Source organism: Candidatus Spechtbacteria bacterium (assembly GCA_016188605.1).
Taxonomy (GTDB): Bacteria; Patescibacteriota; Minisyncoccia; order Spechtbacterales; family JACPHP01; genus JACPHP01.
Genome location: JACPHP010000009.1, coordinates 59,575 through 83,913, shown reverse-complemented (window position 1 = coordinate 83,913; position 24,339 = coordinate 59,575). Strand labels below are relative to the sequence as shown.

General features: G+C 43.2%; 21 protein-coding genes. 13 read left to right on the top strand and 8 right to left on the bottom strand.

The genetic code is table 11. From position 1 onward, the window contains the following. Complete coding sequence (locus HYV65_01810) at nt 1-1,530, top strand: YifB family Mg chelatase-like AAA ATPase (protein ID MBI2462953.1); 1,530 nt, start codon at nt 1-3, stop codon at nt 1,528-1,530. A 232-nt stretch (nt 1,531-1,762) separates the two neighbouring features. Here the strand turns inward: HYV65_01810 and HYV65_01805 are convergent, their stop codons facing one another. Next, entirely contained in the window at nt 1,763-3,067 is a 1,305-nt protein-coding gene (locus tag HYV65_01805) for a peptidoglycan DD-metalloendopeptidase family protein (GenBank protein ID MBI2462952.1), read from the bottom strand. A gap of 256 nt (nt 3,068-3,323) precedes the next feature. Between HYV65_01805 and HYV65_01800 the strand changes: the two genes are divergently transcribed. The 12 genes from HYV65_01800 (at nt 3,324) to HYV65_01745 (ending at nt 19,192) form a co-directional block, all read left to right on the top strand. Then, complete coding sequence (locus HYV65_01800) at nt 3,324-5,246, top strand: UvrD-helicase domain-containing protein (protein MBI2462951.1); 1,923 nt, start codon at nt 3,324-3,326, stop codon at nt 5,244-5,246. Nucleotides 5,247-5,349: 103 nt separating this feature from the next. Then, the gene (locus HYV65_01795) at nt 5,350-6,234 is read left to right on the top strand and encodes a 16S rRNA (adenine(1518)-N(6)/adenine(1519)-N(6))-dimethyltransferase (protein MBI2462950.1); all 885 of its coding nucleotides are present in this window, start codon (nt 5,350-5,352) and stop codon (nt 6,232-6,234) included. A 35-nt stretch (nt 6,235-6,269) separates the two neighbouring features. Further along, nucleotides 6,270-8,750 (top strand): hypothetical protein, encoded by a 2,481-nt coding sequence (locus tag HYV65_01790; protein ID MBI2462949.1) that lies wholly within the window; start codon nt 6,270-6,272, stop codon nt 8,748-8,750. A 12-nt stretch (nt 8,751-8,762) separates the two neighbouring features. Further along, a complete protein-coding gene (locus HYV65_01785) occupies nt 8,763-9,122 on the top strand; it encodes a hypothetical protein (GenBank protein ID MBI2462948.1) in 360 nt (119 codons plus the stop codon). A 2-nt stretch (nt 9,123-9,124) separates the two neighbouring features. After that, on the top strand, nt 9,125-9,526 hold the full coding sequence (locus HYV65_01780; GenBank protein MBI2462947.1) for a PrgI family protein: 402 nt from the start codon (nt 9,125-9,127) through the stop codon (nt 9,524-9,526). Between the two features lie 121 nt (nt 9,527-9,647). Beyond that, nucleotides 9,648-10,313 (top strand): hypothetical protein, encoded by a 666-nt coding sequence (locus HYV65_01775; protein ID MBI2462946.1) that lies wholly within the window; start codon nt 9,648-9,650, stop codon nt 10,311-10,313. 176 nt (nt 10,314-10,489) lie between these two features. Further along, nucleotides 10,490-12,307, top strand: coding sequence for an ATP-binding protein (locus HYV65_01770; GenBank protein ID MBI2462945.1), 1,818 nt, complete (start codon nt 10,490-10,492; stop codon nt 12,305-12,307). A gap of 154 nt (nt 12,308-12,461) precedes the next feature. Further along, nucleotides 12,462-12,824: a hypothetical protein gene (locus tag HYV65_01765; protein ID MBI2462944.1), complete on the top strand. Its 363-nt coding sequence runs from the start codon at nt 12,462-12,464 to the stop codon at nt 12,822-12,824. Beyond that, entirely contained in the window at nt 12,817-15,435 is a 2,619-nt protein-coding gene (locus tag HYV65_01760; protein MBI2462943.1) for a hypothetical protein, read from the top strand. Before HYV65_01765 ends, HYV65_01760 begins: the two co-directional genes overlap by 8 nt. Nucleotides 15,436-15,437: 2 nt before the next feature. Further along, complete coding sequence (locus HYV65_01755) at nt 15,438-16,916, top strand: hypothetical protein (protein ID MBI2462942.1); 1,479 nt, start codon at nt 15,438-15,440, stop codon at nt 16,914-16,916. Next, the gene (locus tag HYV65_01750) at nt 16,917-18,428 is read left to right on the top strand and encodes a hypothetical protein (GenBank protein MBI2462941.1); all 1,512 of its coding nucleotides are present in this window, start codon (nt 16,917-16,919) and stop codon (nt 18,426-18,428) included. It begins immediately after the preceding gene. A gap of 11 nt (nt 18,429-18,439) precedes the next feature. Beyond that, on the top strand, nt 18,440-19,192 hold the full coding sequence (locus tag HYV65_01745) for a hypothetical protein (GenBank protein ID MBI2462940.1): 753 nt from the start codon (nt 18,440-18,442) through the stop codon (nt 19,190-19,192). A gap of 2 nt (nt 19,193-19,194) precedes the next feature. On the opposite strand, the gene HYV65_01740 is transcribed toward HYV65_01745, so the two are convergent. From HYV65_01740 to rpmH, 7 genes are all read right to left on the bottom strand, one after another. Further along, nucleotides 19,195-20,427 (bottom strand): O-antigen ligase family protein, encoded by a 1,233-nt coding sequence (locus HYV65_01740; protein ID MBI2462939.1) that lies wholly within the window; start codon nt 20,425-20,427, stop codon nt 19,195-19,197. 73 nt (nt 20,428-20,500) lie between these two features. Further along, nucleotides 20,501-21,973, bottom strand: a complete 1,473-nt coding sequence (locus HYV65_01735) for a flippase (GenBank protein MBI2462938.1) — start codon at nt 21,971-21,973, stop codon at nt 20,501-20,503. Between the two features lie 18 nt (nt 21,974-21,991). Continuing rightward, the gene (locus HYV65_01730; GenBank protein ID MBI2462937.1) at nt 21,992-22,447 is read right to left on the bottom strand and encodes a KH domain-containing protein; all 456 of its coding nucleotides are present in this window, start codon (nt 22,445-22,447) and stop codon (nt 21,992-21,994) included. A gap of 81 nt (nt 22,448-22,528) precedes the next feature. After that, entirely contained in the window at nt 22,529-23,287 is a 759-nt protein-coding gene (locus tag HYV65_01725) for a YidC/Oxa1 family membrane protein insertase (GenBank protein ID MBI2462936.1), read from the bottom strand. Nucleotides 23,288-23,292: 5 nt separating this feature from the next. Further along, a complete protein-coding gene (gene yidD, locus HYV65_01720) occupies nt 23,293-23,517 on the bottom strand; it encodes a membrane protein insertion efficiency factor YidD (protein ID MBI2462935.1) in 225 nt (74 codons plus the stop codon). Nucleotides 23,518-23,521: 4 nt separating this feature from the next. Beyond that, nucleotides 23,522-23,869, bottom strand: a complete 348-nt coding sequence (gene rnpA, locus HYV65_01715) for a ribonuclease P protein component (GenBank protein MBI2462934.1) — start codon at nt 23,867-23,869, stop codon at nt 23,522-23,524. A 1-nt stretch (nt 23,870) separates the two neighbouring features. Further along, entirely contained in the window at nt 23,871-24,005 is a 135-nt protein-coding gene (gene rpmH / locus HYV65_01710; GenBank protein ID MBI2462933.1) for a 50S ribosomal protein L34, read from the bottom strand. Nucleotides 24,006-24,339 lie beyond the last annotated feature (334 nt).

The window sequence follows — 24,339 nt, the reverse complement described above, 5'->3', positions numbered from 1 at the left end:
ATGCCCGCAACTATTCTATCCGCAACCATTGATGGGCTTCATTCCCGTCTTATTCATACGGAGGTCGACGTTCACGTCGGCCTCCATGCTTTTCATATCGTTGGCCTCGCCGATAAAGCGGTAGAAGAAGCAAAAGAACGAATGTCTTCCGCCTTAAAAAACAGTAAGTTTAAACCGCCTCGCAGTTTTAATAAACGCACTATTATCAACCTTGCGCCTGCTGATATAAAGAAACAGGGGACACATTTTGATTTACCAATGGCTTTAGGATTTCTTGTGTCGTCTAAACAAATAAAACCTATTGATGCAAACACATTAATAATGGGCGAGCTTGGTCTAGACGGCACATTACGCCCTGTACGCGGCGCGTTGTCTATGGCCCTCTGCGCTAGACAAAAGAAAATCGCGCGGCTTATTGTTCCGCGCGAAAACGCCGCCGAGGCATCGCTTGTCGGGAACATGGTTGTTGAAGCTCCCTCAAATCTCAATGAATGTATACGCCTGCTGGAGCATAACGAGCATTTCACGCCGCCACAAAACATCGCGCCCAAACAATCGTATCAGCAATCATTGCCCGACATCGGTCAGATTCAAGGCCAGCATCAAGCAAAACGCGCTATAGAAATCGCGGCAGCTGGTAGCCATAACGTATTAATGCAAGGTCCCCCTGGTTCCGGCAAAACTCTTCTTGCACGCGCCATGGCAGGTATTTTGCCCGCAATGTCACGAGAGGAGCAGCTTGAAGTTACTCAAATTACAAGCATAAAAGGAGAATTAAATCCCGATTCCCCGCTTGTTTACGATCGCCCGTTCCGCTCGCCACATCATTCTTCTTCTGAGGTGGCTTTGCTTGGCGGCGGGTCCAATCTTTTACCTGGCGAAATCACCATGGCCCATCGCGGCGTCTTGTTTCTTGATGAATTCCCTGAATTTCATCGCGATGTGTTAGAAAGTCTCCGTCAACCGCTTGAATCGCGCAAAATAACAGTGGCGCGAAGCAAGGGCACTATACACTATCCCGCTTCCTTTACGCTTGTTGCGGCGGCAAACCCTTGCCCCTGCGGCTATCGCAATGATGACAAACACCCTTGCGTGTGCAGTCCGTCGCAAATTATGATGTATCAACGAAAACTTTCTGGGCCGATTGCCGACCGCATAGATATTCACGTCTGGGTTCCTTCGCAAACATATGAGGTCCTATCCTCAACTATACTTGGTGAATCCACTATTATTGTACAGACTCGAGTAAATCAAGCACGCAACATACAAAACAAGCGCTTTACAGGACTCGCAACAAAAACAAACAGCGAAATGACTCTGCCTTTGATTAAAAAATACTGCGTTCTTAGTGGTGATTCTGAGCACATTGTTGAACGCGCGGTAAACTCTTTTGGCCTTTCCGCCCGCGGATATCACAATTTACTCAAAGTTGCGCGAACGATCGCAGACCTTGCCGCGTCAGAAGCAATACTCGTGCCGCATCTTACAGAGGCATTGGGGTATATTAGGAAAGAAGCAGAAACCTACTAAACAGTTGGTATTCTGTATTCTGTATTCTGTATTCTGTATTCTGTATTCTGTATTCTGTTCTATCTTAAGGGGTTTTTTGCTCCATAAAATATTAACACCAAGGTACCGTTGTGGCGACGCCAAATATTTCTCACCGACTTCATAAGCATATGAAGTCGTCTCGGGCAAAAAACTGAGGTCACCACAACTACCCCGGCCGCTTTTGCGGCCAAGTTTATGGAGCAAAAACCTCTTATCTTAAGGGGTTTTTTGCTCCATAAACTTCCCAGTGCACATGGCATCCCGTGGCGCGACCCGTTTCACCCATATATTCAATAAGTTGCCCGCGCGTAACTTTTTGACCGGCTGATACTACTAACTTAATAGCATGAGAATAAACTGTTTCAACTCCGTTGGGATGACGAATGCGAACATATTGCCCATATCCACCATTCCATCCGTAAGAATCAGCAATAACAACCGTACCCTCTGCAGCAGCATAAACAGGAGTCCAGCAAGCATTTGCGATATCAACGGCATTATTAGGATGAAGCCCTTGACTAATATAGCCCGCGGCTGGCTTTAAAAAGTAACCGCCCAAATCTTGCCCTCCATAAGTATATACTCGCGAAGACGCCAAAGCATATTGACGTTTAGGCATCTCTCCATCGGGAATAATAATAGTTTCACCAGCGCTCAAGTCGCCACTTGAGGCAAGTTTATTATACGCAATAACTGCGCTTGCGTTACCATTAAATTGCTTTGATATAGATAAAAGAGTATCACCACTCTTCACTTGGTAGCTTACGCCCGACACAGGCAATATACTAAGTTCCTGCCCTTGGCGAATATAATCGCCATCCCTTAAACTATTTGCCCATAGAAGCGTATTTGTGGTAATACCGAAAGCTGCCGCAATACTAGAGGGCGTATCGCCATCTTGCACAATGTATTTTTCAATTTTCTTACGTTGATTTGCCGATGCTGCAATGGTAAGCGGAGAAGAGGAGGCAACCACCGTGGCATCTTCTATTGAAATAAATATTTCATTATCCGCTGGTCCGCCTACGCCCCTGTATATAGAAGCCTCTATATCTGCGCCGGGCACGGAATTATATCCGCTCACAAAAAACAAACTTGGCGTAAGTATGGGTGTTACCACGGTCATCTTGGGCATGGCTTCTACCTCTTGAACAAAATTTTCTTGACCAACATCACGAATAAATCCAAAATCTACTGGAAACTGCGGCTGTATGACGTTACCAACACCCACAACAAGCACAATGGCGCCAATTCCTGACCACGCCGCATTATACGCAACAAAGCGCAAAAAACGATGCGCTGTGGTAAGAATCATTCCTTTAAGAGTGTTTGGGAAAAAACGTGGCAACTCTTTATGTGGAATGGTTATGTAGTTCTCTACCCGCGATGCGATCCCCTTGGTGGTAACAGCTTGCACGCTTTGTAGCGCGCTTACTGCTGCTCCCCTAGGGGCGTCCGCGGACACAGAATGTTGTATGGTTTTGCGAATAGGCCTTGAAAATCCTCTTGCGCCCATATGTACGCCTAAAGGAGTTTGTGGCTTTAAGTCTTTCACTCGAACGACCGACTGAAGAACAAAATTGCAAACAAAAAAGGCATTTGCCTTAACTTTAGTATCCTAGCATTTTGGTAGCTGGTAGGTCAAGCCTTGGACGGGTGGATAAAACACGAAGGGGCGCGTGCGCGAACGCACGCGCCCTAAGATACTTTTTTAAGGTAATCGCAAACTATTAAATTTGGAAAAACACCACCAGTACGATATGATTAAAATTATGGAAAATTTCCTGGATTCCCTAAATGACAAACAAAAACAAGCGGCTTCTATTATAAACGGGCCGCTTCTTATTATTGCAGGTCCTGGATCTGGTAAAACCAAAACCATCACGCACCGCATTGCCCATCTTATCCAACAAGGCATTGCCCCGCATCACATTCTAGCGGTGACATTCACCAACAAAGCGGCGGGGGAAATGAAAGAACGGGTGAATGCGCTTTTGCGCCAAAATGAACTTTGCATCGCAGGCGCGCCCCTTTGGGGCGCGCCTGCGATGGGCACATTCCACAGTATCTGCGCTAAAATTCTGCGCGATACCGGCAGTCTACTCGGTTATACGCCGCATTTTACTGTATATGATGATGATGACCAGCTGCGCATTATTAAAAATGCAATGGATCGAGTAAAGCTGTCGGTCAAAGAACATCCGCCTCAAAAAGTTATGGATACCATCAGCCGCGCCAAAGACGAATTGCTGGGGCCTATTGAATTTGAAAATATAGCCACCGATTATCCTAAAAACCTTGTGGCTAAGGTTTATCCTATATATCAACAAACACTCAAAGATCACAATGCCATGGATTTTGGCGACCTCTTGTTTCAGACCGTGCTTTTATTTGAGAGAAACCCCGACGTGCTGGAACGCTACCAAAATCAATTCCAATATATATTAGTAGATGAATACCAAGACACTAACGGCGCGCAGTACAAACTTATCCGCCAGCTAGCACAAAAACACCATAATGTCTGCTGCGTTGGGGATGACAGCCAAAGCATTTATTCTTGGCGTGGAGCCGACTTCCGCAACATTTTGCGCTTTGAAAAAGACTGGTCCGATGCCAAAGTGGTTATTCTCGACCAAAACTACCGCTCAACCCAAATTATTCTTGATGCCGCAACCGCAGTAATTGATCGCAACCAATACAAAACAAAAAAAACTCTTTGGACAAACAATGGCGAAGGAAAAAAAATTATTCTAAAAGAGTTGGACAATGAACAAGAAGAGGGGGGGTATATAATCGCAGAGATTGAACGTGCCGTGCGCGAACTGCGTGTACCGCTATCTGAATGCGCAATACTATATCGAACAAACGCCCAATCGCGCGCCCTGGAAGAGGCATTTTTGCGATACGATTTTCCTTATGTGCTAATAGGCGGCGTGCAGTTCTACAAGCGCAAAGAGGTTAAAGATATAATCTCGTATTTGCGGTTACTGGCTAATCCTAAAGACATTGCCGCGTTGAACCGTATTATAAACACACCTCCTCGCGGCATTGGCAAGGTAGCGCGGGAAAAAATTGGTTCAGACAAAGAACCAACGCAAGCAACGCGCTTCTTGGAACAGATAGAAACTCTGCGCGGTGAGATGCAAACAACACCACCACATCTTTTAATTACAAAGGTGGCAAAGGAAATGGGTTATGAAAAGTATCTACGTGATGGTACTAAAGAGGGGGAAGAGCGCTGGGAGAACATAGGCGAACTCATCAGCGCGGCTGAATTCTACAAAGACACGCCGCCCCGAGAGGCATTAACCCAGTTTCTAGAAAAAGTGGCTCTGGTGCAGGAGGCGGATGGTCGCTATAACAAGGATCGCGTTTCTCTTATGACGCTTCACGCCGCCAAGGGCCTTGAATTTTCCGTAGTGTTTATCGCCGGCTGCGAGGAGGGAGTTTTCCCGCACAGCCGCAGCGCTACTTCACAATCAGAGCTTGAAGAAGAACGCCGTCTCTGCTATGTAGGCATTACACGCGCCAAACAGCGCCTGTACTTCACCTTTGCCCGTACCCGCATGGTGTTTGGCTCGGTGCACGCTAACCCGCCGTCGTCTTTCTTGTTTGATATACCGGAACACCTCATCGACTTTCGCCCAATTGACCATATCGATAGTGGGGAAGAGGAGGTGATTGAGTGGGGATAACAATCTTAATCATCAACGAATAACGAATCCGTTACGAATAAACGAATTGACTACAGTGGAGTATTCGTATATTCGCACAGGATTCGTTATTCGTTGATTGCTTATGCTAACGCCCTCTGAAATCAAAGAAATCTACCTGCAACATGATATTTTAATGCCAAACAAGCGGCTTGGGCAGAATTTTTTGGTTAATCAAGATATTCTTAACGCTCTAATCGCCGCGGCACAGCTAGATAAAAACGATACAGTGCTTGAGATAGGCGGCGGACTAGGCACGGTTACGACAGAAATAGCAAAATACGTTGGCCGCGTCGTGACAATTGAAAAAGATCGCGCATTAATTCCTATTCTGCGCGAGCAAACGGCAAACTATAAGAATATAGAAATTATCGAGGGCGACGCACTGAGAATACAGAATACGGAATACAGAATACAGGACTACAAACTCGTCGGAACGCCTCCTTATTATTTAACAGCCCGTCTATTCCGTAAATTCCTTGATGAAGAGCCGATTCGCCCAAGTCGAATCGCTGTTATTATCCAAAAAGAAGTAGCGCAGAAGATTTGCGCAAAGACCCCAGACATGAATCCCGTTAGAGGTCGCGAGGGCTCACAGCGCCGCTCTACCTCTAACGGGATGAATCTTTTGGCTCTTTCCGTGCAATTATATGGCAACCCTACTATTGTACGCATAGTTTCCAAGGGCGCTTTTTGGCCGCAACCTACAGTTGATTCCGCATTATTAGTTGTGGATGTCTATCCTAGCCCAGTCATAGCAGAAAAAGATATTCCGTTGTTCTTCAAAATCGCCAAAGCTGGGTTTGCACACCCGCGCCAACAGCTACAAAAAACCTTATCGCAAGGGCTCGGCCTGCCAAAAGAAAAAATAACGATATGGCTTGCTCAAAACGATATTGAACAAACTCGCCGTCCCGAAACATTATCGCTTAACGAGTGGAAAACTCTCGTCAATAGATATCCACTGTAATCAGCACAGGCACTCTTGTGCTACAATAGATAGTGATGAAATCTATAGTGAAATTTTTCACCAAGCATTCCACACAAAGCACTGCGGTAATTTTGTTATCCTTGTTTTGTTTAGTTTCTATTGGTCTGTTGATGCCAACCCACATAGCTTCTGCCAATGTTATTGGAGATGCATTCTACGATGCTATAGTTGGGTTCTTTGCATCTCGCCTCACTGCGTTACTTGTTGCAATCGTAACAACCATTCTTGTCATCATCAGTACGATACTTACCGTTTTTGCAATTATTATGGGCGCTGTGATGGACGCAATAATTAATTTTTCTCTTGCCGTCCCCTACACCCCCGCAAACCCGGCGGCTGCGAACACTGTTATTACAATCGCGTGGGGCGTGATGCGCGATCTGGCAAATATAGGACTTGTGTTTGTGCTAATTGCAATTGCGGTTAGCACAATACTGGAATTGGGAACGGAACGATGGCGAAAACTTTTAATACCCTTTATTGGAATTGCGCTACTCATTAACTTCACACCCGTAATAACTGGCTTTATTATAGATGTCACAAACATTCTTACAAAAATATTTTTTGATGCTGGTGGAGCTGGCGGGGGATGGAAGCTTTTCTTGCCCGCGTTCAGCACACTTGGCTCAATATGGCTAACGGCTCTTAAAACAATATTTACCGGTGACGTCGGCGTCGCGTTTGGAGTATTCGCCCAAGCTTTGGTTGATGTGATTTTCCATATTCTTTCAATAGCCGCGTTTGTAGCAATGTCTCTGCTCATACTCATACGAATTCTTGCTGTGTGGATTCTGGTTATCATCTCACCGCTTGCGTTTGTAGCATATATTCTTCCTGAAACAAGAAAATACTTTAGCCAATGGTGGGGTAATTTTTTCCAGTGGGCAATATTACCCATTCCACTGGGACTATTCTACTGGCTGGCGGCGAGATTCATTGCATCAGGAAACGCGCTGTGTACTAACTTTTCCTTTACTAATCCCTCTGGCATTACTGGATCATACAATACAATTACAGCGTATGATGCGACGACTGGAACTGGCCTCACCATTTTGCAGAATGCCAATATGTGCAATGCCATCATGCTACTGTTTGCAATCGGCACACTGTTCGTCGGGTTCATGATCAGCTTCTCATTTAGCGCGGTAGGATCAAAGCTTATCGTCAGCAATGGCACAAAATGGGGAACTGCGGCAGGTACTTGGATGGGAAAGAAAACTGGCCGAGCTACTGTTGGTGTTGGCCGCACGGGCTATCGCGCGGCAAAAACCAGAATTGCCGGCACTCCTGTAGGTCAAAAAATTGGGGGGGCTTATGCTGGCGCTAAAACAAAGGCTAGCACGGTAGCAGGAAAAGTTGGTAGTGTATTAGGTCAAGTTCCTGGCGCTACGACGGCTGGCAAATATGTTAAATCTCAAGCCAAGGCGGGATACACGGCTGGCAAGAAAAAAGCAGGGGAAGCGGTTAAGGGATCTGTGCCATTTGCACAAAAACAATTAGCTGGCCTAGGTCCAGCTGGCGCGGCTATGGGTGCTGGTCTTGCTAGAGGAATGGCGCCGAAAAAAGTAAACAAAATCCCTACTCCTGGCAGGTTTGATCCAGATAAAATCTCTCCTGATGAAATAAAGAATAATGTGGCAGATTGGGTATGGGGTATTCAAGCAACGCATTTAAGAAACATTCATGATAACTATAACCCGGATGTTATGGATGCGGTGGTTGATCAGCTTATTAAAATATATAACGACCCTGCGGCGCTTCTGAAGTTTAATAATGAAAATAAAAAGTTTGCTCAATTTACAGCAACTTTCCAGGCGCAACAAATCGACCCGAGAATACCTAATATGTATATACCAACTCCGGGGAGTGGTGGCACGACTGCGGGTGAAGGAACGCCCGGCGCAACTCCTGGAGCAGGAGGCGCAAGCCAACCTGGAACTATTGTTCCTCCATGGCAACAACCACCATCTGGTCCAACACCCGCGCCAACTCCGCCGCCTACACCACCAAGCTCTCCAAAACCTACGGCCGCTACTCCAGTTCAAACTCCCCCTTCAGTACAAACACCTCCTCCACTACCAACGGCTACTACTGGTGAATCTATGAGCCAGGAAGACCTTGATAGAATAATGGAGCAACATAATATTACAAGAACACCAGAGGGAGATTTTGTTTCTAAGCCAACGCCTGCGCCAACTCCGCCTACATCAGAGAGTGGTAAAAACGCTAATTTTGTCACCAAAGCAGAAGCGGCTAAAAAAGAAGCGGAGCAAGCACAAAAAGAACAGTACAAGGCCGAGTTAGAAGAACAACAAAATCGTTTACGCGCGCAAGTAGAACAGACTGAAGCCACGTACAATCTTAACGAAACGCCGGAAAATCTTGAACGATATCGAAAGGCTGTAAACGATGCTATACAAGATGAACCTTCGCCAGCACGACGAGCGGCTTATATTAAGATACTTCAACAAATATACAATAAGAGAGGAACGTAATGCCATAATGCGATGCTTACCAATTATTCTCAAGAACAATTTTGGCTGCAATATAGAGACCTTCCAGATGAAGTTAAGGATTTACTTTGGGATGAGAATCTAACAGATCTATTTTTTTATCTAGTGCGAGAATACAACATACCAGATAAAGTTTATACCTTCTCGCAAATAACCGATTATGTAATTATGGGTTTAATTCCTGTCCAGAAATATCGCGAAACTCTTCAGGTAGAGCTTGGACTTCCTGAAACTACTGCTAGACAATTAGCATACGAGGTTCGCGATAAACTTTTTGTAAAAATTGGCGACTATCTTAGGAAGACTCATAACATACCCCGCGCCGCCGAAGAAGACGTGGGTACTCAATCTTAAGTATGCAGCAATTCCAAGTCCCAAAATTCATTGATCTTGAGGAGAAAATTCTCGCATCGCTCACCTTGCCCCAAACACTAACGGTTGTCGGGGCGGGCGCGGTTATTGTCGGCCTATATTTTATACTAGAGTCTTTTCTTTTCTTCCCTGTCGCGATAATTATTTCAATCGTGACTCTTGTGCTTGCTTTTGTACGCGTAAACGAGAAACCCTTTGCTGATTTTTTCATGAATTTCCTTACCTTTACTGTCTCGCCGCGCGTATACGTATGGACTAGAGCGCCGCAAAAACAAGCGGAAACACCGACTAAGATCAAAAAAGAGGTGGGTCAGTTTGCTCGGCCGGGTGCTTCGGTTACTCGAGAACAGATACAACAGTTGGCACAGAGGATAGACAAAAAATAAATTTCAAAATCCAAATGTCAAATTACAAATCAATTTCAAATGACTAAATGCCAAATGTCAAAACTTTAAACTTTGACATTACTTTGACATTTGTAATTTGGACTTTGTAATTTAAATTGTTATGGCTTTCTCCACTCAAAACTTTGTCCGTATTGACGCAATCCGCGATGGCGTCCTCATCCTCAAGGGCGGGGGAATGCGCGGCGTGCTTCGCGTGTCCAGCATCAACTTCGCGTTAAAATCGCAGGAAGAGCAAGACGCGATTATCTTCGCGTTTCAAAGCTTTCTGAATTCACTTGATTTTGACATACAGATATTCATCAATTCGCGATTCTTAAATATTGATGAATATATCGCCACGCTTGCCGATCTTGAATCCCGTCAAAATAACGACCTTTTACGCATACAGACACAAGAGTATCGCAAGTTTATAAAAGAATTTGTTGAAACCACAAATATTGTCTCCACTGATTTTTTTGTCGTAGCTCCTCTAAACCCTTTTGAGCAAGGTGCTATAACCAGCGGGGGAGGGAAGGGATTGCTGGGAATGTTCGGTATTGGCGGCGGGGGCGAAGAATTAAAGGAACAACAATTTGCTCATTACCGCACACAGCTTGAACAACGCCTAGATTTTGTCGCGGCTGGTCTTCATCGCATGGGCTTACTTACCAAACAACTTGAAACAGAAGAGCTGATTGTCCTTTTCTGGAATCTATATAACCCACAAGGCCTTAAAAAACGCGCTATGATGAAACCTCTTGAAGAAAGTTATACCGCACCAGAATAAAGTTATCTCAAAACTCAAATCTTAAATCTCAAATCTACAACTCAAATCTAAAATCTTCACGTGTAGTTTTGAGATTTAAATTTCAGTTTTGAGATTTACGATTTGAGATCTGAGATACTATTTTACTAACCAAAAAACACCTAAACTGTTAGATGAGGTTAATTTGAATATAACTCATGCCAAAAGATACCAATCAACAATTTGAAAACGCGCTTGCGCAGAGCCCAGAGGCTAACAAACAGCAACTGCAAACTCTGCGCGATATTATAGCGCCTGCCGCGCTTGAAATTAACGCCTCTTTCATAAAACTCGGCGACAGCTACGCGAGAACGCTTTTTGTATTCAGCTATCCTCGTTTTTTAACCACTAACTGGTTCTCGCCGATAATAAACATGGGTAATGCAGTGGATGTTTCAATGTTTATCCACCCATTGTCCACAGAACAGATATTAAAAACCCTTGAGCGGCAGATTACTTCGGTTGAAGCAGACCTGATGGAGCGTTCGGAAAAAGGCCTGATACGCGACCCTATCCTTGATGCCGCCTACCAAAATATTGAAGAACTGCGCGATAAGCTTCAACAAGCGGAAGAAAAAATGTTTAAGTTTGGCTTATACATTACTATTTATGCCACTTCAGAAAAAGGACTTGAGCAGATAGAGTCTGAGGTTCGCGCGGTGCTTGAAAGCCGCATGGTGTACATGAAACCCGCTCTTTATCAGCAAACAGCTGGATTCAATTCCTCTCTGCCGGTTCTGTTTGATGAGCTTCTTATATATAGCAGCTTAAATACCAGCCCGCTTTCATCAATATTTCCCTTTGTTTCTTTTGATTTAACGGCAGACAAGGGTATATTGTATGGCATTAATCGCCACAACTCCAGTTTAATTCTTTTTGATAGATTCTCTTTGGAGAACGCCAACGCTGTAGTTTTTGGAAAATCTGGTGCTGGAAAAAGCTATGCTATTAAGCTAGAAATATTGCGCTCCTTAATGTTTGGCGACGACGTACTGGTAATTGACCCTGAAAACGAATACCAATATCTTGCAGAAACTGTCGGCGGGTCGTTTTTCAAACTCTCGCTAACGTCCGAACATCATATTAATCCTTTTGACCTGCCACCGGTTGGTACCGATGAAAATGCGTCTGATGTGCTGCGCAGTACCGTCGTAACCCTAATGGGCCTGGTGAAAGTTATGCTAGGAACCATGACACCAGAAGAAGAATCCTTGCTCGATCAAGCAATAACCCAAACATACGCCTCGCGTGACATAACTCCAGAAAGAGAAAATTTTGAAGGAATAGTACCGCCGCGCATGGGTGATCTTTATACGGTGTTACAAAATATTGAGGGAGCGGAATCGCTTGCTCTGCGCCTACAACCGTATGTGGAAGGAATTTACGCTGGATTCTTGAACCAGCCGACGAATATAAATCTTGATAGCCAGCTTGTGGTATTTAATATCCGCGACATGGAAGACGAACTTCGCCCCGTCGCCATGTTTCTCATTCTGCACTACATTTGGGACACAATTCGCCGAACTCTCAAAAAACGCGTGTTAATTATTGACGAGGCGTGGTGGATGATGCAACACGAAAATAGCGCGGCGTTTCTTTATGCCATCGCCAAGCGCTGCCGCAAATACTACATGGGGCTTACTACTATCAGCCAAGATGTTAGCGATTTTATGGTGTCTAATTACGGTAAACCCATTGTGACTAACTCATCACTACAGCTTTTGCTAAAGCAGTCGCCCGCCTCTATCGATGTTGTGCAAAATACCTTTCACCTCACGGATGAAGAAAAATACTTACTGCTTGAGGGCGCGGTGGGGGAGGGACTCTTCTTTGCAGGCACAAAACATGTGGCAATTAAGGTTATTGCCTCTTACACTGAAGACCAAATAATTACATCTGACCCGGTGCAATTATTGCAGATAGAAAAAGCGAGGGAGGAGTTGGAAAATGAACCCGCAGAAGAAGTTGCACAATAGCAAGTGCAGAGATAATAGTATATATTATCTCAAATCTCAAATGGTAAATCTCAAAACTACATCGCAAAACTAAAATCTTACTCGGTCGGTAGTTTTACGATTTGAGATTCAGTTTTGCGATTTGAGTTTTGAGATTTGAGATAAGTACCGTCCTATGCCCGAAGAAGTCCAACAATCCAGCCATTCCAGGCCAACGCCCTTCAATCCCGAGGGAATTTTAATGTTGACCACCGCGATGTTTGCTGATTTTATTGGATTTATTTTGCTCGCGTTAAATATATTCTTTGGAATAGGTGAAATCATCGCGTGGATACCAGATATTTTATTTACAATAGTCTTAGGAGGGTGGATGTACACGCGAGGCGGGGGAGGAGTAAACACAACTGGAAGATTAAGTAAGTTTCTCAAACGCCGCGCGCCATTGATGCTAGCGGAATATGTTCCACTAGTAGGAACAACGCTGCCTTTGTGGACAATAAACGTAATTATGTTTTTAATGCAATCTGCCGATGCTTAAAAAAATTATAGATGCATTGCCTTACCTGGCCACAGCGCTCATCTTCGGCCTTTTTGTCGTTCATCCAGCTCAAGCGCTGGAGCTTTCATATCCTTCCTTTTTACCAATTAAAGATACTCTTACAATCGGCGAAATTACTAAAATTATTTTTAACGCATCGCTTGGCGTAGGCAGTTTAGTGGCTGTTGCGGGAATAATTATGATCGGTTTCCAGCTTGCCACAAGCGGACAAACGCCCTTGAAACGCCTTGCGGCTCGTAACCATATCATTAGCATTATCGTAGGCATACTGATGCTGCTTGGCGCGGTAATTTTTTTAAATTTCATAAATCCTCAGCTGACCACCCTGGGTTTTCGCGAAGCACCGGCGTTCCCTGATATTTCCGTATCAACAATTTCGCCTAATATTCCCAATACCATTGCTCCCGGCAGCCAATTTTCAAAATACGCGTTGGGGAAAGCGCTTGATAACACGGATGTGTTAATACAAGATATGTATAATTCTCTGCCGGATGGGCTAATCTACAACGGTCTGGTAACCAAAGTAAAAGATGGACTCGCGGGCTGTTCCGCAAGCGCGTGCCAAGGGATAACACCCACCCCCTATACTCCGGGCGCTTACATATGCAGGTCTTGCGGGAAAGATTGCACTTCTTGCGGTTGGGAGTGCCAGCCGCCGTCTACATGCGTCGCAGATCCCTGCACACAGTCATCTGGAGGAAGCCCGGAGCCATGCGCAGCTCGCGGTACAGCCAATACATTGCTTGGAGAAACAATTAATATTCTTAACGACCTTCGCACTTTTTGGAATAACGAGATTAAACCAATACGTGCGCAAATTCAATCGTGCGTGACTATTTCGGGCGAGCTATTAAATTATTCGCTGGCAGTACCTTTCTCTGATTTGGCAAAAAACTGCACTGACTGCGCTGAGAGTACTGATTATTTTTGCGGCAACACAGACCATACGACTTTTAGAAGACTGACACTAAAAATTCCGGAATTATTACAAAAAGAACAGGCGCTTATTGATAATATCAATTCCATATCTAATGCCATCAACGCGTGCTCGTGTTCAAACACCCAGTTTGTATGCCCCTCGTCCACAACCTGTTCTGCGGGTATTGGCACGGCGGCTGGAAATTGCGAAAATAGGCAGGGTGGCGCGTACAATAATTACGACAAATCCTGCTCACCAGATACATGGGCGAAGCTTGCCCAGCTTAACGCCTTTCGCGCCCGGCTTCAGGCGCTTGGCACAGACGCAAACTCCACAGCAAGCTTGGCGTATCTTGCCGAACAAATTGATCCTCTGGGAGTGCTTGCAATTGCAAACTATGACCCCGCTACTCCTCACAACCTTTGGCTTACCACTTGTAACGAAACAAAGAAAAAATCAGCGATACACGAAAATGTTTACTGTAGCAGCAGCGACTTTTGCTGCCCCGACACAGCTACGCGCACAGATACCCAAACCTGCCGCAATGAAGATTTCTATTTTTGCGACGGGGCAAGCGCGCTTGGAGTTGGCGGAGGCGCGGCCGGGGGAGGAGGAACCACCGGAGGAGGTGGGTCGAGTGGAGGTGGGAATGGAAGACCACCAGGAAATTCGTCGGCGCCTATCGCTGGAGTGGTTAGTAGTAATGGCAAAAATTTTGTCCTGGGAACAACCCCTTTTCGAGGTATCTGCATAAGCAATAGGGGACTGGCGCACTATGGCGCTGGTGTAGGATATGTACAACAAGCGGGTGGCACAGAAGATACCCAGCTTGCCGCTGCAAAAGCAATGGGTGTGAAAGTCATAAGACTGTTTGGGGCGAACAATTCTCTCACTCCGCAACAATCAGTGGATCGTGTACGAATTTTTCTCGATAAGGCCTATTATCAATACGATATGCGAGTTATTGTTGCACTAACCGATTGGTTCCAAACTGGTTTTTCCCCACCAGGAGACGATGCGTATTATCAATCTGATGGCTCGCCCAACATACCTGCGGTGCTCAATCCACAGTGGTTTAAACAAGGTTTTAGACAAAACTACCTGCCATGGGTACGCCTTATCACAGAACAAATAGGAGGCGGCAGGCATCCTGGCATATTTGCATGGCAAGTAGGTAATGAGTTGCGCAACAACACTCTTCAGGGAGGAAACAATGAAGATTTAGTTGCCTTTATGAAAAATATGGCTGATGAAATACGAAAACAAGATCCATATCATTTGATAGGAACAGGTTTAGAAAAAACAGAGCAGGCGGGCTTATCTCAAGATCAAGCGCTTGATCTTTATAATTCTTTCGACTTCGTTGGCGCTCACTCCTATAATGGATTTAATGATCAAGATTTATGGATTGCCCAACAGCAAAATAAACCCTATATACTTGATGAGGCGGGTTTTAACGCGGGACCAAATGACGACCGTTCTCAAAATATCAGCGATGACATGCAAAAAGCCTTTACCGCAGGAACAGGATTTTACTGTCAGTGGGGATTTATGGCAACACCTACTGATAACGGTGACGGTGATCGCGACCGAGGAATGGACCACATATTCCATCGTGACTGGGATACGCTATATCAAGCTTACCAGTCATTTGCACAAAACATAAATTAAATATGATTAAACTAAATAAAAAAATATATATATTTTTAGCTAGTATTCTTTTCAGTGTTATTGCTCCCCCCACGCGTGCTCTTGAGCTCCAATATCCCACCATTCCGGGATTTGGGGATTTAAATACGCTTTACAATAGCGGCGCGCTTGGAATTGGTCAGCTTGTCCAATTCGTGCTGGCTTTTTCACTGTGGATCGCGGGGCTAATGGCGTTTGGGGCGCTTATTATAGCAGGATTTATGTATGCCACGTCCCAAGGCGCGCCATGGAAACAAATGAATGCAAAAAATAGAATATGGGATGTGATGATTGGTGTGGTAATTCTGCTTGGCGTATACATCGTCCTTGGCCTTCTTAACCCCCAATTATTAACCTTGGGTGGCCAGTATTTCCGTATTTGTGGCGCGCCCGATGGCAGAGGAGGAACAATTCAATGCAAGAATCCTGATTTCCCAGACATATTGGGCGGAGGAAGCGAAATAGACCCAACTTTATCCCTAACGTCAGGCGTGTGTATGCTAGATACAACGCCTATAAACCTAGGGACACCTTTTGACATCACAAAAGATTGCCCAGCTCAAATTATCCCGCCCGGTGATGCAGATTTAACTAATAATCCCCGCATTGTACCAGGATCGAGCGGACCATTAAATTGGGATGGTAAAGTATACTTCGCTATCATTACAGGCACTACTACAAAAGCCACCTTTTACCAATACAGAGACTACAATGCAGGACAAGACGACAAAGGATGGATAGAAATCATCAAAGATGGCGCCAACTACTCTTGCCGACGCAAACCTAATACAGGTCAAGATATACATGATTGTAAAAACGATCTTGGCTCTGACCCCAGGAATAAGGGCGGTTTGCTTTACGTGAATTTTAAAAATATATGTATAGAATCAAGCTGTGGTTCCTTTGGCGACCGCTGGGAAGATGATATATCTAGTATAAAGGTAAGTTTATTGGGAGGAGGAGCGGTTATCAATCCTCCACAGCCCCTCACGTATACTATATCGCATACAGACTCTTCTGTTGCAGTAGACCTTGCTAGGGCTAAAAATATTTTAGACACAATGGGATTCACTGACAATCGCGTTGAAGAGCTAGGACAAAGGGTTATTGATGCCGCTATAGCTAATTCCATAAATCCGGCTTTTGCTTTTTCTATATGGGCCGAGGAGTCTGGCGCATCAAGCCCGGGAGTTGATGCGGCCAGCGGGTTTGGATGTTTTCCGGGCGGTGTATTATCTACAGTACCCTTTCAACAATCGCTTGATTGTTTTATCAACTTTACTCACAACGAACACCCTAATGATTTTGCCGAGTGGGTACGTTGGTTCTGCGGTCCCAATCAAAATTTTATATGCGCGAATAATCCAAATTTTATAAAAAATTTTGGAGCAACCTATGATCGTTTTGTTCCTCTTGGAACAAATGGAGCGAAAATCCCTTTGAATCCTCCGGTAACACGATAAATGATTAAAAAAATTTTACAAAAACTATTTTTCTTCGCTCTTTTTTTGGTTGTGGGATTCTTGTATTCGCCTTCGGCGAATGCTCTTGAACTACAATACCCACATATTCCCGGATTTGGAGATCTGCCCCAAACACTTAACACGCTAGACCAAATCGCCGGCGGTATAACTATTCCGCAGATTTTGCAGTTTGCTTTTGCCGGCGCGCTATGGCTTGCTGGGCTTATGGCGTTGGGCGCGCTGCTGGTCGCCATGTTTACGCTCGCCACCTCAACCGGCTCGCCGTGGAAACGGCTTAAAGCACAGCAGCGCATTCGCGATGTTCTTGTTGGCATGGTAATCTTGCTCGGATCATATATTTTACTTGCCAATATCAATCCGCAGTTGCTTACACCGAGCGAAAGTTCGTTTAAAATATGCGGCGCTCCGGGCATGCCGGCTTGCAGCAATCCCGACTTCCCAACCCTTTCCGGCGCGGTAGGAGGCGGGACGCAAGGATTACAAAACGGCGTATGCATTTACGCATTACACGACCTGTCTAGATTAGACGGCACGCCACCCTTTGACATAACAAAAAATTGCCCAACTGCAATTAGTATCCCGGGAAATGAAAATTTATACAACCTACCAATTATTGATTCTGCTGGAAACATTGTGGGTAATTATGATGGCAAGGTTCAGATGGCAGTTGTTACCGGAAATACTAAGGCAACTTTTTTCCAGTATCCAAATAACAATACTGGCCAGCCGGCCAAAGGATGGATAGAAGTAACAGTTCATGGCACAACTTATACGTGCAAACAAAAGTTTCTAGACAGCAACGTAACGCAGGACTGTTTATCTAAAGTAACCGGAGATAGTAGAAACAAGGCAGGAATATTATTTATTAACTTCAATCTAATTTGCCTTACGGATGGTTGTATTATTGATCATTGGGATAATGATGTATCAAGTATAAAGCTTCAGTATTATGGTGGGGTTGGAGGAAGTGCTGGAATTGGCGGGGGAGTGGTTGGAGGAACCACGTATACCGACTTCGCGCGCGTTGCTCGTGGATTTGCCATAAAACCCTTCCAACAAACACTTAATCCCAGCGCTCCCGAACACCAGCTTTATATTCACGCAGAACCACTCTACCTTAAGACTGCAACAAATTTCTATGGTGCTGATTGTGGTATTTACGTAGCTAGCGTTGTAAAGGCAACAATTGATCCTAGTTTTCCCGATATTGGCACGCCAACACAAGAGGATTATCTTAAGAATAATCCGAACTTTCAATTTGTTAACATAACTGATTCTAGCCAATTAAGGCCGGGTGATATTTTATTTCCTACAAACAATGGTTGGGGGCCAGATGGACATGTTGCAATTTGGCTCGACGACCCAGTGGGGGCTGATGGCGTTGTTAGAAGGGAATGGCAAGCTTCTTTAGAGAATTATCTTCCTACCGGACCTGATCGTTGGCAATCAAGAATGACGCATGCATATCGCTATATAGGGTTTGGCAATTAAATAGTGCGCTTATGAAAAGATTTTTATTAGTACTACCGGTATTGATACTCTTATATGTTCTCTCTCTCGTACTGACACAGTTGCTGTGGCCAATCACGCTTGTTTCTTCTTTTCCAGAGACAAAAAACGTATCCACCTCACCCGATATTGAAATCATTATGACATTTAGTAGCTCTTTGCCGAATAATATTATCGGGCAAATACAAAGTAATTACCCAGACATGCTTAAGTTTGCAAGAATATCTACAAGTGGACCCAATATTACCATAACTCCAGTTCCAAATCTTTCACTAAATACAGATTTCTCTATTTCGTTAAATACTCGAGGATTTAATCCTTTAAACCGTGCTGTGCGAGGAAATCTACAATTCAGAACCTCAGACCAAACGCCAATCGTAGTTAGAGGATTCTCTAATACCAAGCAGTCCTATGAGTACAATAAACTTGGTTATTCGCAATTAATAGATTTTCAAAAACGCCTTGAGGAGGCTAATCCGTTACTACGATTACTACCACATGAATCAGACGGATTCCATGTTGATTATGGGGTGTCAGATGAAGCAAACTTAAAAGCGCATTATCTTATATCAGTAAATATTCCTTCTGATTCGGCAGACCGACTAAAAACTCGCCAAGAGATTTTTGACGAGCTGCAGGGGCAAGAAGGTCTTGCGCTTGATTGGATTCGCTCAAAGGGATTTGACCCTGCCACGCTTGATATTCGCATGCCCATACTTGATATTAATCAAATTCAAGTTCCGTAGAGCTACACCATAGCCAGTAGAATCCACCACATAAACGCCAGATCGTTTTTCCAATAGGTGGTATCTACTAGCCCGTGAACTAATATAATGATAAACGCCGCGGCAACAGCGCCATATAACATAGCGCTGTTTTTTTCTTTTTCTAAAAGCCTTATATATAATTTTTTAGCGAGCCAAATAAGAATAATCCCAAAACCAAGCATTCCTAGTAATCCGCCGTAAAGCCAAAAAGATAGAAAAATATTATGTGGGTGCAACGCTGTTTCCATGCTGGTGGGGTAAAGCACAATGTGTTTTTGAATCTTATAGGCTTCGGGGAACATGCCGGCGCCAATACCAAATAGGGGATGGGAGACGCCGATGTTCCACGCGGCCTCCCACAGCCCAGCGCGAGATTTCAACGAAGAAGCAATGGAGTCTTGTAAAAACGACTGCCCAATAAACTCACTAAATAAAATTATAAAAAACATTGCGATAATAATGGCATTTGTTGAAAATCTTTTTTTAGCATACCACAACGCCGCAACAACAAGCGCCGCAACAATCCCAAGCCATGCCCCTTGTGAAAATGAAAAAAATATTGCTGTTGTGGTCACCGCGCAACCTGCCACCCAAAAAGCAGATGTTATAAAAGGTTTTTTATCTCTAATACATTTAAAAATTTCGTATAGTATAAAAGGCAATAGGGGGGCGAGATACATAGCCAAGTAATTAGGAGACCCAAGGAAACCCTGCAGCCTTACGTCTGCATTAAAGGCGTGGGGCGCAAAAAAACTTGCCGCGGCAACAAACGACGCGCTGACCGCAAGCGCCCTTGCAATATATTCCTTATTGGCTCTGATTATTATGGATATAAAGAACAGTGCCGTTGGTGCTATAATCCAGCCACGCAAGATACCCACCGTCTGTAGGGCATTGTTGCTCTGCCACACACCAACAAAAACACCAGATAAAAGATATAAAATACCTAACAATAAAAGCTTCTCTCTAATAATTAATTCTCTCATTTTTCTACCCGCTTCGCGCCAATCTCTTATCAATACTATGATTGTAAGTATGTAGAATAATATTTCGCTTATAGATAACGCTACCATCCTTCCGGTGTTAAATACCTGCACATCAATGCGAAAAATATATAGCGGCAATAGAAATACAAACAGATATAAACCCCACTGCCTCTTATATAAAGCGACCGCAGAAAAAAACAATATTATTAGAATGGTAAATGTTTGCATGGATAGCATAACCTATAAATCCCGGCGACCAAACACAAATGCCTAACGTAAAATTGCGTGGCAACAACATTGGTCATTGGGATTTGGGGCTTCTGTATATATTAAGCAATCTCAAATCATCTTTTGTTATTGCTCTAAACAGAACAAGCAACGATCCATAGATTGCGCTAGCAAACCCGATAATAAGTATAAAATACCACACCGACATCGGCTGGCTAATGGGGTTAGTAAAAATATATATAAATATACCCGTCGCAATAGCCGCCGGCGCGCTACGCCATAATACGCGAAACTTTGGAAAAACGCGTATATTGCTCCAAATAAGCCAGAAAAGCATTGCGGTTACAATAAGCTCGGTTATCACAGTCGTCCAAGCAGCTGCCATGTATGAATATGATGGGATTAGTATCAAATTAGCAATTACATTAAAAACCATTCCTAAGAAATAAATCCACATTGCTCTTTTTTGTATGTTAAGAGCAACAACGCTGCTTCCAGCTAGGGTCCCAAAGAATATTATTCCTACGGCAAGAAAAAGCACTTGAAGTGGCAGGGTTGAAAGTAAAAATTGATATCCTCCTATAATATTTACTATTGAAGAGGCGGTCAGAATGCCACCCACAACAATAGGCAGCGCGCTTATAACCAAAGCATTAAATACACGTTGAAACGTCCGAGAAAACTCGTCCTTATTTACCGCGGCGCGGGATAGTATTGGCATTGTAATTCCTACGAACATAGCAGGGAAAAAAATTAATGTTTCCAGTGTTTTGTATGCCACGCTATATATTCCGACATCTCTTGGAGATTTTATTAAAGAAAGAATAATCGCGTCGATTTTAAAATAGAGCAGAATAAATAATAAAGAGATTGCGATCGGCAGTGTTGTAACGAGTGTCTTACGCCAATAGGGAATAGATATGGCTAACCCAAAAGCTACAAACTTTCTAGCAAAAAATATATTGGCCACGAGAGTCGCAAAGGTTCCAAATACCACGGCCCACAAATACGCAAATAATTCGCCGCCGAGTATAAAGAAAAGTGAAACAAAAATAAGCTGAACGACACGCCCAACAAGCTCCGCTATACTTGCTTTCTCAATATGAAGATATTTTTGAAAAACTCCCATTAACACCTGCGATAGCGAAAGAAAAATATACCCGCTTGATGTAATAATAATTCCAATTTTCACCGCGGTGGTATATGGAAATAAAAACGATCCTGCCACGGCCAGAACAAAAAAAATCACCGCGAGCGCCAGGCGCAGAGTGAAAAAATAGCTTACAATTTTCTTCTCCTCGTTTTTATCTTCTACAGACGAGATCTCGCGCGTCATCAAGGTGTAAAGCCCCAGATCAACAAAAATACCAACTGTGGAGAGATACGCAATTACCGTAGAATACTCGCCAAATCCATCAAGACCAAGGGCGCGTGTTGTGATGCCTACTATTAAAAGCGCAAAAAAACCTCCCGCAACTCGAACACCGACAGCCGCAATAGTATTTAAAGTAATGCGCTGGGTTAGGTTTAGATTATTGAATCGCATTTAAAATGTATCACATAATTAAGAAAAGAAGCGCACGACAATATGACGACTCTCGTTTTCTCCTTTGCTTTCCGTTATTAAGTCAGAATACTCCGCAAGAGTACAGTGTATTACCCGACGATCAAAGGGGGACATGGGTTCAAGCTCCATCTCATTTTTCGTCATCCTAACTCGTTCCCCGATTTGTTTTGCAAATTCTTGAAGAAATTCTTCTCTTTTCTTTTTATAGTTATTAATATCAATGTCTATGGGTATGTGAATATTATATTTCTTTACAACACATAAACGAATAATATGCTGAAGCGCGTTAAGAGTAGCGCCGCGTTCTCCAATAAGTTCGTGAGGACGCTCAATTGAAAGCGAAATAGATACGCGATTTTCACGCTCCTTTACTTCCGTTGGAGCAACACACACATATCCCATATGGGAAAGTAGCGTGTGTGCTTCTTTTTTTACCAATTCATCCGTCTCCATAAAACAGAATTGCTAATTGTGTAAAACTCTCGGTGGAGGACCGCGCCCTCTTTGCACAAACGCCCCGCACCGCGTGGTGCTTTACGCACCCAACCCTACATTGAATCTCTTATTTATACTATATTGTTGAATAAAAGAAAATAGCGTTGTTGTTATCCAATACAATGACAGCCCCGCCGGAAGAGTCCATGCAATAAAACCTATAAAAATAGGAAGAAAATACACCATTTGCATTCCAATAATTTTTTGAATATCTGGTTCGCTACTCTTTGTCTCTTGCGCGCCAATGTGTTTCTTTTGATTAAATGTCACTTTTGATTGTAGATATGTTGCTACACCAACAAGAATGGCAAGCACTTTGTTTGAATGAGTTATGTCTATAATCCCAAGAAAATTGGTATTTAGCGTTGTAGGCGCGGGAATAAATGAATATAAATCACCAAAAGTATTTTGGGGCGCCATACTCTCCTGCAGCATATAATATAAACCTATAAATAAAACAAGTTGTATTATTGTTGGAAAACAGCCGCTAAATGGATTGGCATCGTTCTCTTTATAAAAATTCATCATCGCCTTAGTTTTTACCTCATTGTCGTGCGCGTATTTTTTTTCAATTTCCTTTATTTGGGGCTGAAGTAAGGAAAGTTTTTTTTGTGAAACGGCAACCTTCTGAGAGAGGGGGTATGTCACAGCGCGCACAAATAATGTCATTAAAATAATAGCGATGCCAAGATCTTTTATTGGAAAAACAATATAAATTACAATGAGAAGATTAAAAAGCGGCTGTATTAGAACAGGATGAAAGAAGCCATATAATGTATTTGTAATCGTTGACCACATATATATTAAAAAGGCTGGCAATTCTTTATCTTTATAAAAACTGCTGGGATTGCTTTAATGCCTCTTTTTTTAATTTCTAAATACGCAAATTCTGAGCATGTTGGACGGGAGCGGCATACGCCCACTGTATAATAAGACGCTAAACCGTGGTCGGGGGATAATGTATACTGATACAATTTAATACACACCAGGAAGATTCTTGATATAATAACATTAATAAAACTGAGCATAAATCTATTCTTTTATAATAATAAGTCTGCTTGTTTTGAGAGCTAATATAATCTCGTTTTTCATATCTTGAAACTCCATATCTATTGAATTTGGTATTACAATAACATCTACTCCTCCAATAAAAAAATCCGCGACACTGCGAAGACATTCGCGAACCTGCCTCTTAATTTTATTTCTTTGAACGGCTTTCTTAGCTATCTTTTTAGTCACAATAACACCCGCCCTCACGCTATCATCTTTTTTTTCCTTATACCTAATAAGGAAGTGTGGTGTTTTTATAACCCTTCCTTTAGAGAAAAGATTTTGAATATTATACGAACCGCGCAACGCCAAAAGGCGCTTTGTAGGCATATTATACTGATAAATTCTTTCTTTGCTTAGTCCTTCTCCTAGCTAAAACCCTTCTTCCACTGGGAGTTGAACTCCTTTCCATAAAACCATGCTTGCGATTTCTTTTTTTGGTCTTTTTTTGGTATGTAACCGACATAATGATATTATTAGCGCTCATTCTTTTTGTAGCAGAGATTAGTTTGTTGGTCAAATTTAATATTAAATGTTTAATATCTGTTTGTTGGACAATACAAAAAATTTTTTCTATGCTAATTTAAAAATAGAAGTATAATTTTTTCTAGTTTAATCTATTAAAAAAGTTATCCACCGTTAATCCACAGACTTATTAACAGTTTTTAATGATTTTTCCGCTCTTTACCGTTATTTTACTTTTATAAAGTACCTTGTGATATAATTAATCACACCTGGAATGAACCTCTGACTAGCAAGCGGGTCGGTATTGAATGAAAAATTTTATAGTCAGAAACCCG

What these genes read in the sequence shown, in the direction of transcription:
- HYV65_01785 (MBI2462948.1), top strand. Translation starts at nt 8,763, where the DNA reads ATGCTTACCAATTATTCTCAAGAACAATTTTGGCTGCAATATAGAGAC.
- HYV65_01745 (MBI2462940.1), top strand. Translation starts at nt 18,440, where the DNA reads ATGAAAAGATTTTTATTAGTACTACCGGTATTGATACTCTTATATGTT.
- yidD (MBI2462935.1), bottom strand. Translation starts at nt 23,517, where the DNA reads ATGCTCAGTTTTATTAATGTTATTATATCAAGAATCTTCCTGGTGTGT.
- HYV65_01750 (MBI2462941.1), top strand. Translation starts at nt 16,917, where the DNA reads ATGATTAAAAAAATTTTACAAAAACTATTTTTCTTCGCTCTTTTTTTG.
- HYV65_01755 (MBI2462942.1), top strand. Translation starts at nt 15,438, where the DNA reads ATGATTAAACTAAATAAAAAAATATATATATTTTTAGCTAGTATTCTT.
- HYV65_01780 (MBI2462947.1), top strand. Translation starts at nt 9,125, where the DNA reads ATGCAGCAATTCCAAGTCCCAAAATTCATTGATCTTGAGGAGAAAATT.
- rnpA (MBI2462934.1), bottom strand. Translation starts at nt 23,869, where the DNA reads ATGCCTACAAAGCGCCTTTTGGCGTTGCGCGGTTCGTATAATATTCAA.
- HYV65_01770 (MBI2462945.1), top strand. Translation starts at nt 10,490, where the DNA reads ATGCCAAAAGATACCAATCAACAATTTGAAAACGCGCTTGCGCAGAGC.
- HYV65_01790 (MBI2462949.1), top strand. Translation starts at nt 6,270, where the DNA reads ATGAAATCTATAGTGAAATTTTTCACCAAGCATTCCACACAAAGCACT.
- HYV65_01725 (MBI2462936.1), bottom strand. Translation starts at nt 23,287, where the DNA reads ATGTGGTCAACGATTACAAATACATTATATGGCTTCTTTCATCCTGTT.
- HYV65_01805 (MBI2462952.1), bottom strand. Translation starts at nt 3,067, where the DNA reads ATGGGCGCAAGAGGATTTTCAAGGCCTATTCGCAAAACCATACAACAT.
- HYV65_01775 (MBI2462946.1), top strand. Translation starts at nt 9,648, where the DNA reads ATGGCTTTCTCCACTCAAAACTTTGTCCGTATTGACGCAATCCGCGAT.
- rpmH (MBI2462933.1), bottom strand. Translation starts at nt 24,005, where the DNA reads ATGTCGGTTACATACCAAAAAAAGACCAAAAAAAGAAATCGCAAGCAT.
- HYV65_01800 (MBI2462951.1), top strand. Translation starts at nt 3,324, where the DNA reads ATGGAAAATTTCCTGGATTCCCTAAATGACAAACAAAAACAAGCGGCT.
- HYV65_01795 (MBI2462950.1), top strand. Translation starts at nt 5,350, where the DNA reads ATGCTAACGCCCTCTGAAATCAAAGAAATCTACCTGCAACATGATATT.
- HYV65_01765 (MBI2462944.1), top strand. Translation starts at nt 12,462, where the DNA reads ATGCCCGAAGAAGTCCAACAATCCAGCCATTCCAGGCCAACGCCCTTC.
- HYV65_01730 (MBI2462937.1), bottom strand. Translation starts at nt 22,447, where the DNA reads ATGGAGACGGATGAATTGGTAAAAAAAGAAGCACACACGCTACTTTCC.
- HYV65_01735 (MBI2462938.1), bottom strand. Translation starts at nt 21,973, where the DNA reads ATGCGATTCAATAATCTAAACCTAACCCAGCGCATTACTTTAAATACT.
- HYV65_01760 (MBI2462943.1), top strand. Translation starts at nt 12,817, where the DNA reads ATGCTTAAAAAAATTATAGATGCATTGCCTTACCTGGCCACAGCGCTC.
- HYV65_01810 (MBI2462953.1), top strand. Translation starts at nt 1, where the DNA reads ATGCCCGCAACTATTCTATCCGCAACCATTGATGGGCTTCATTCCCGT.
- HYV65_01740 (MBI2462939.1), bottom strand. Translation starts at nt 20,427, where the DNA reads ATGCAAACATTTACCATTCTAATAATATTGTTTTTTTCTGCGGTCGCT.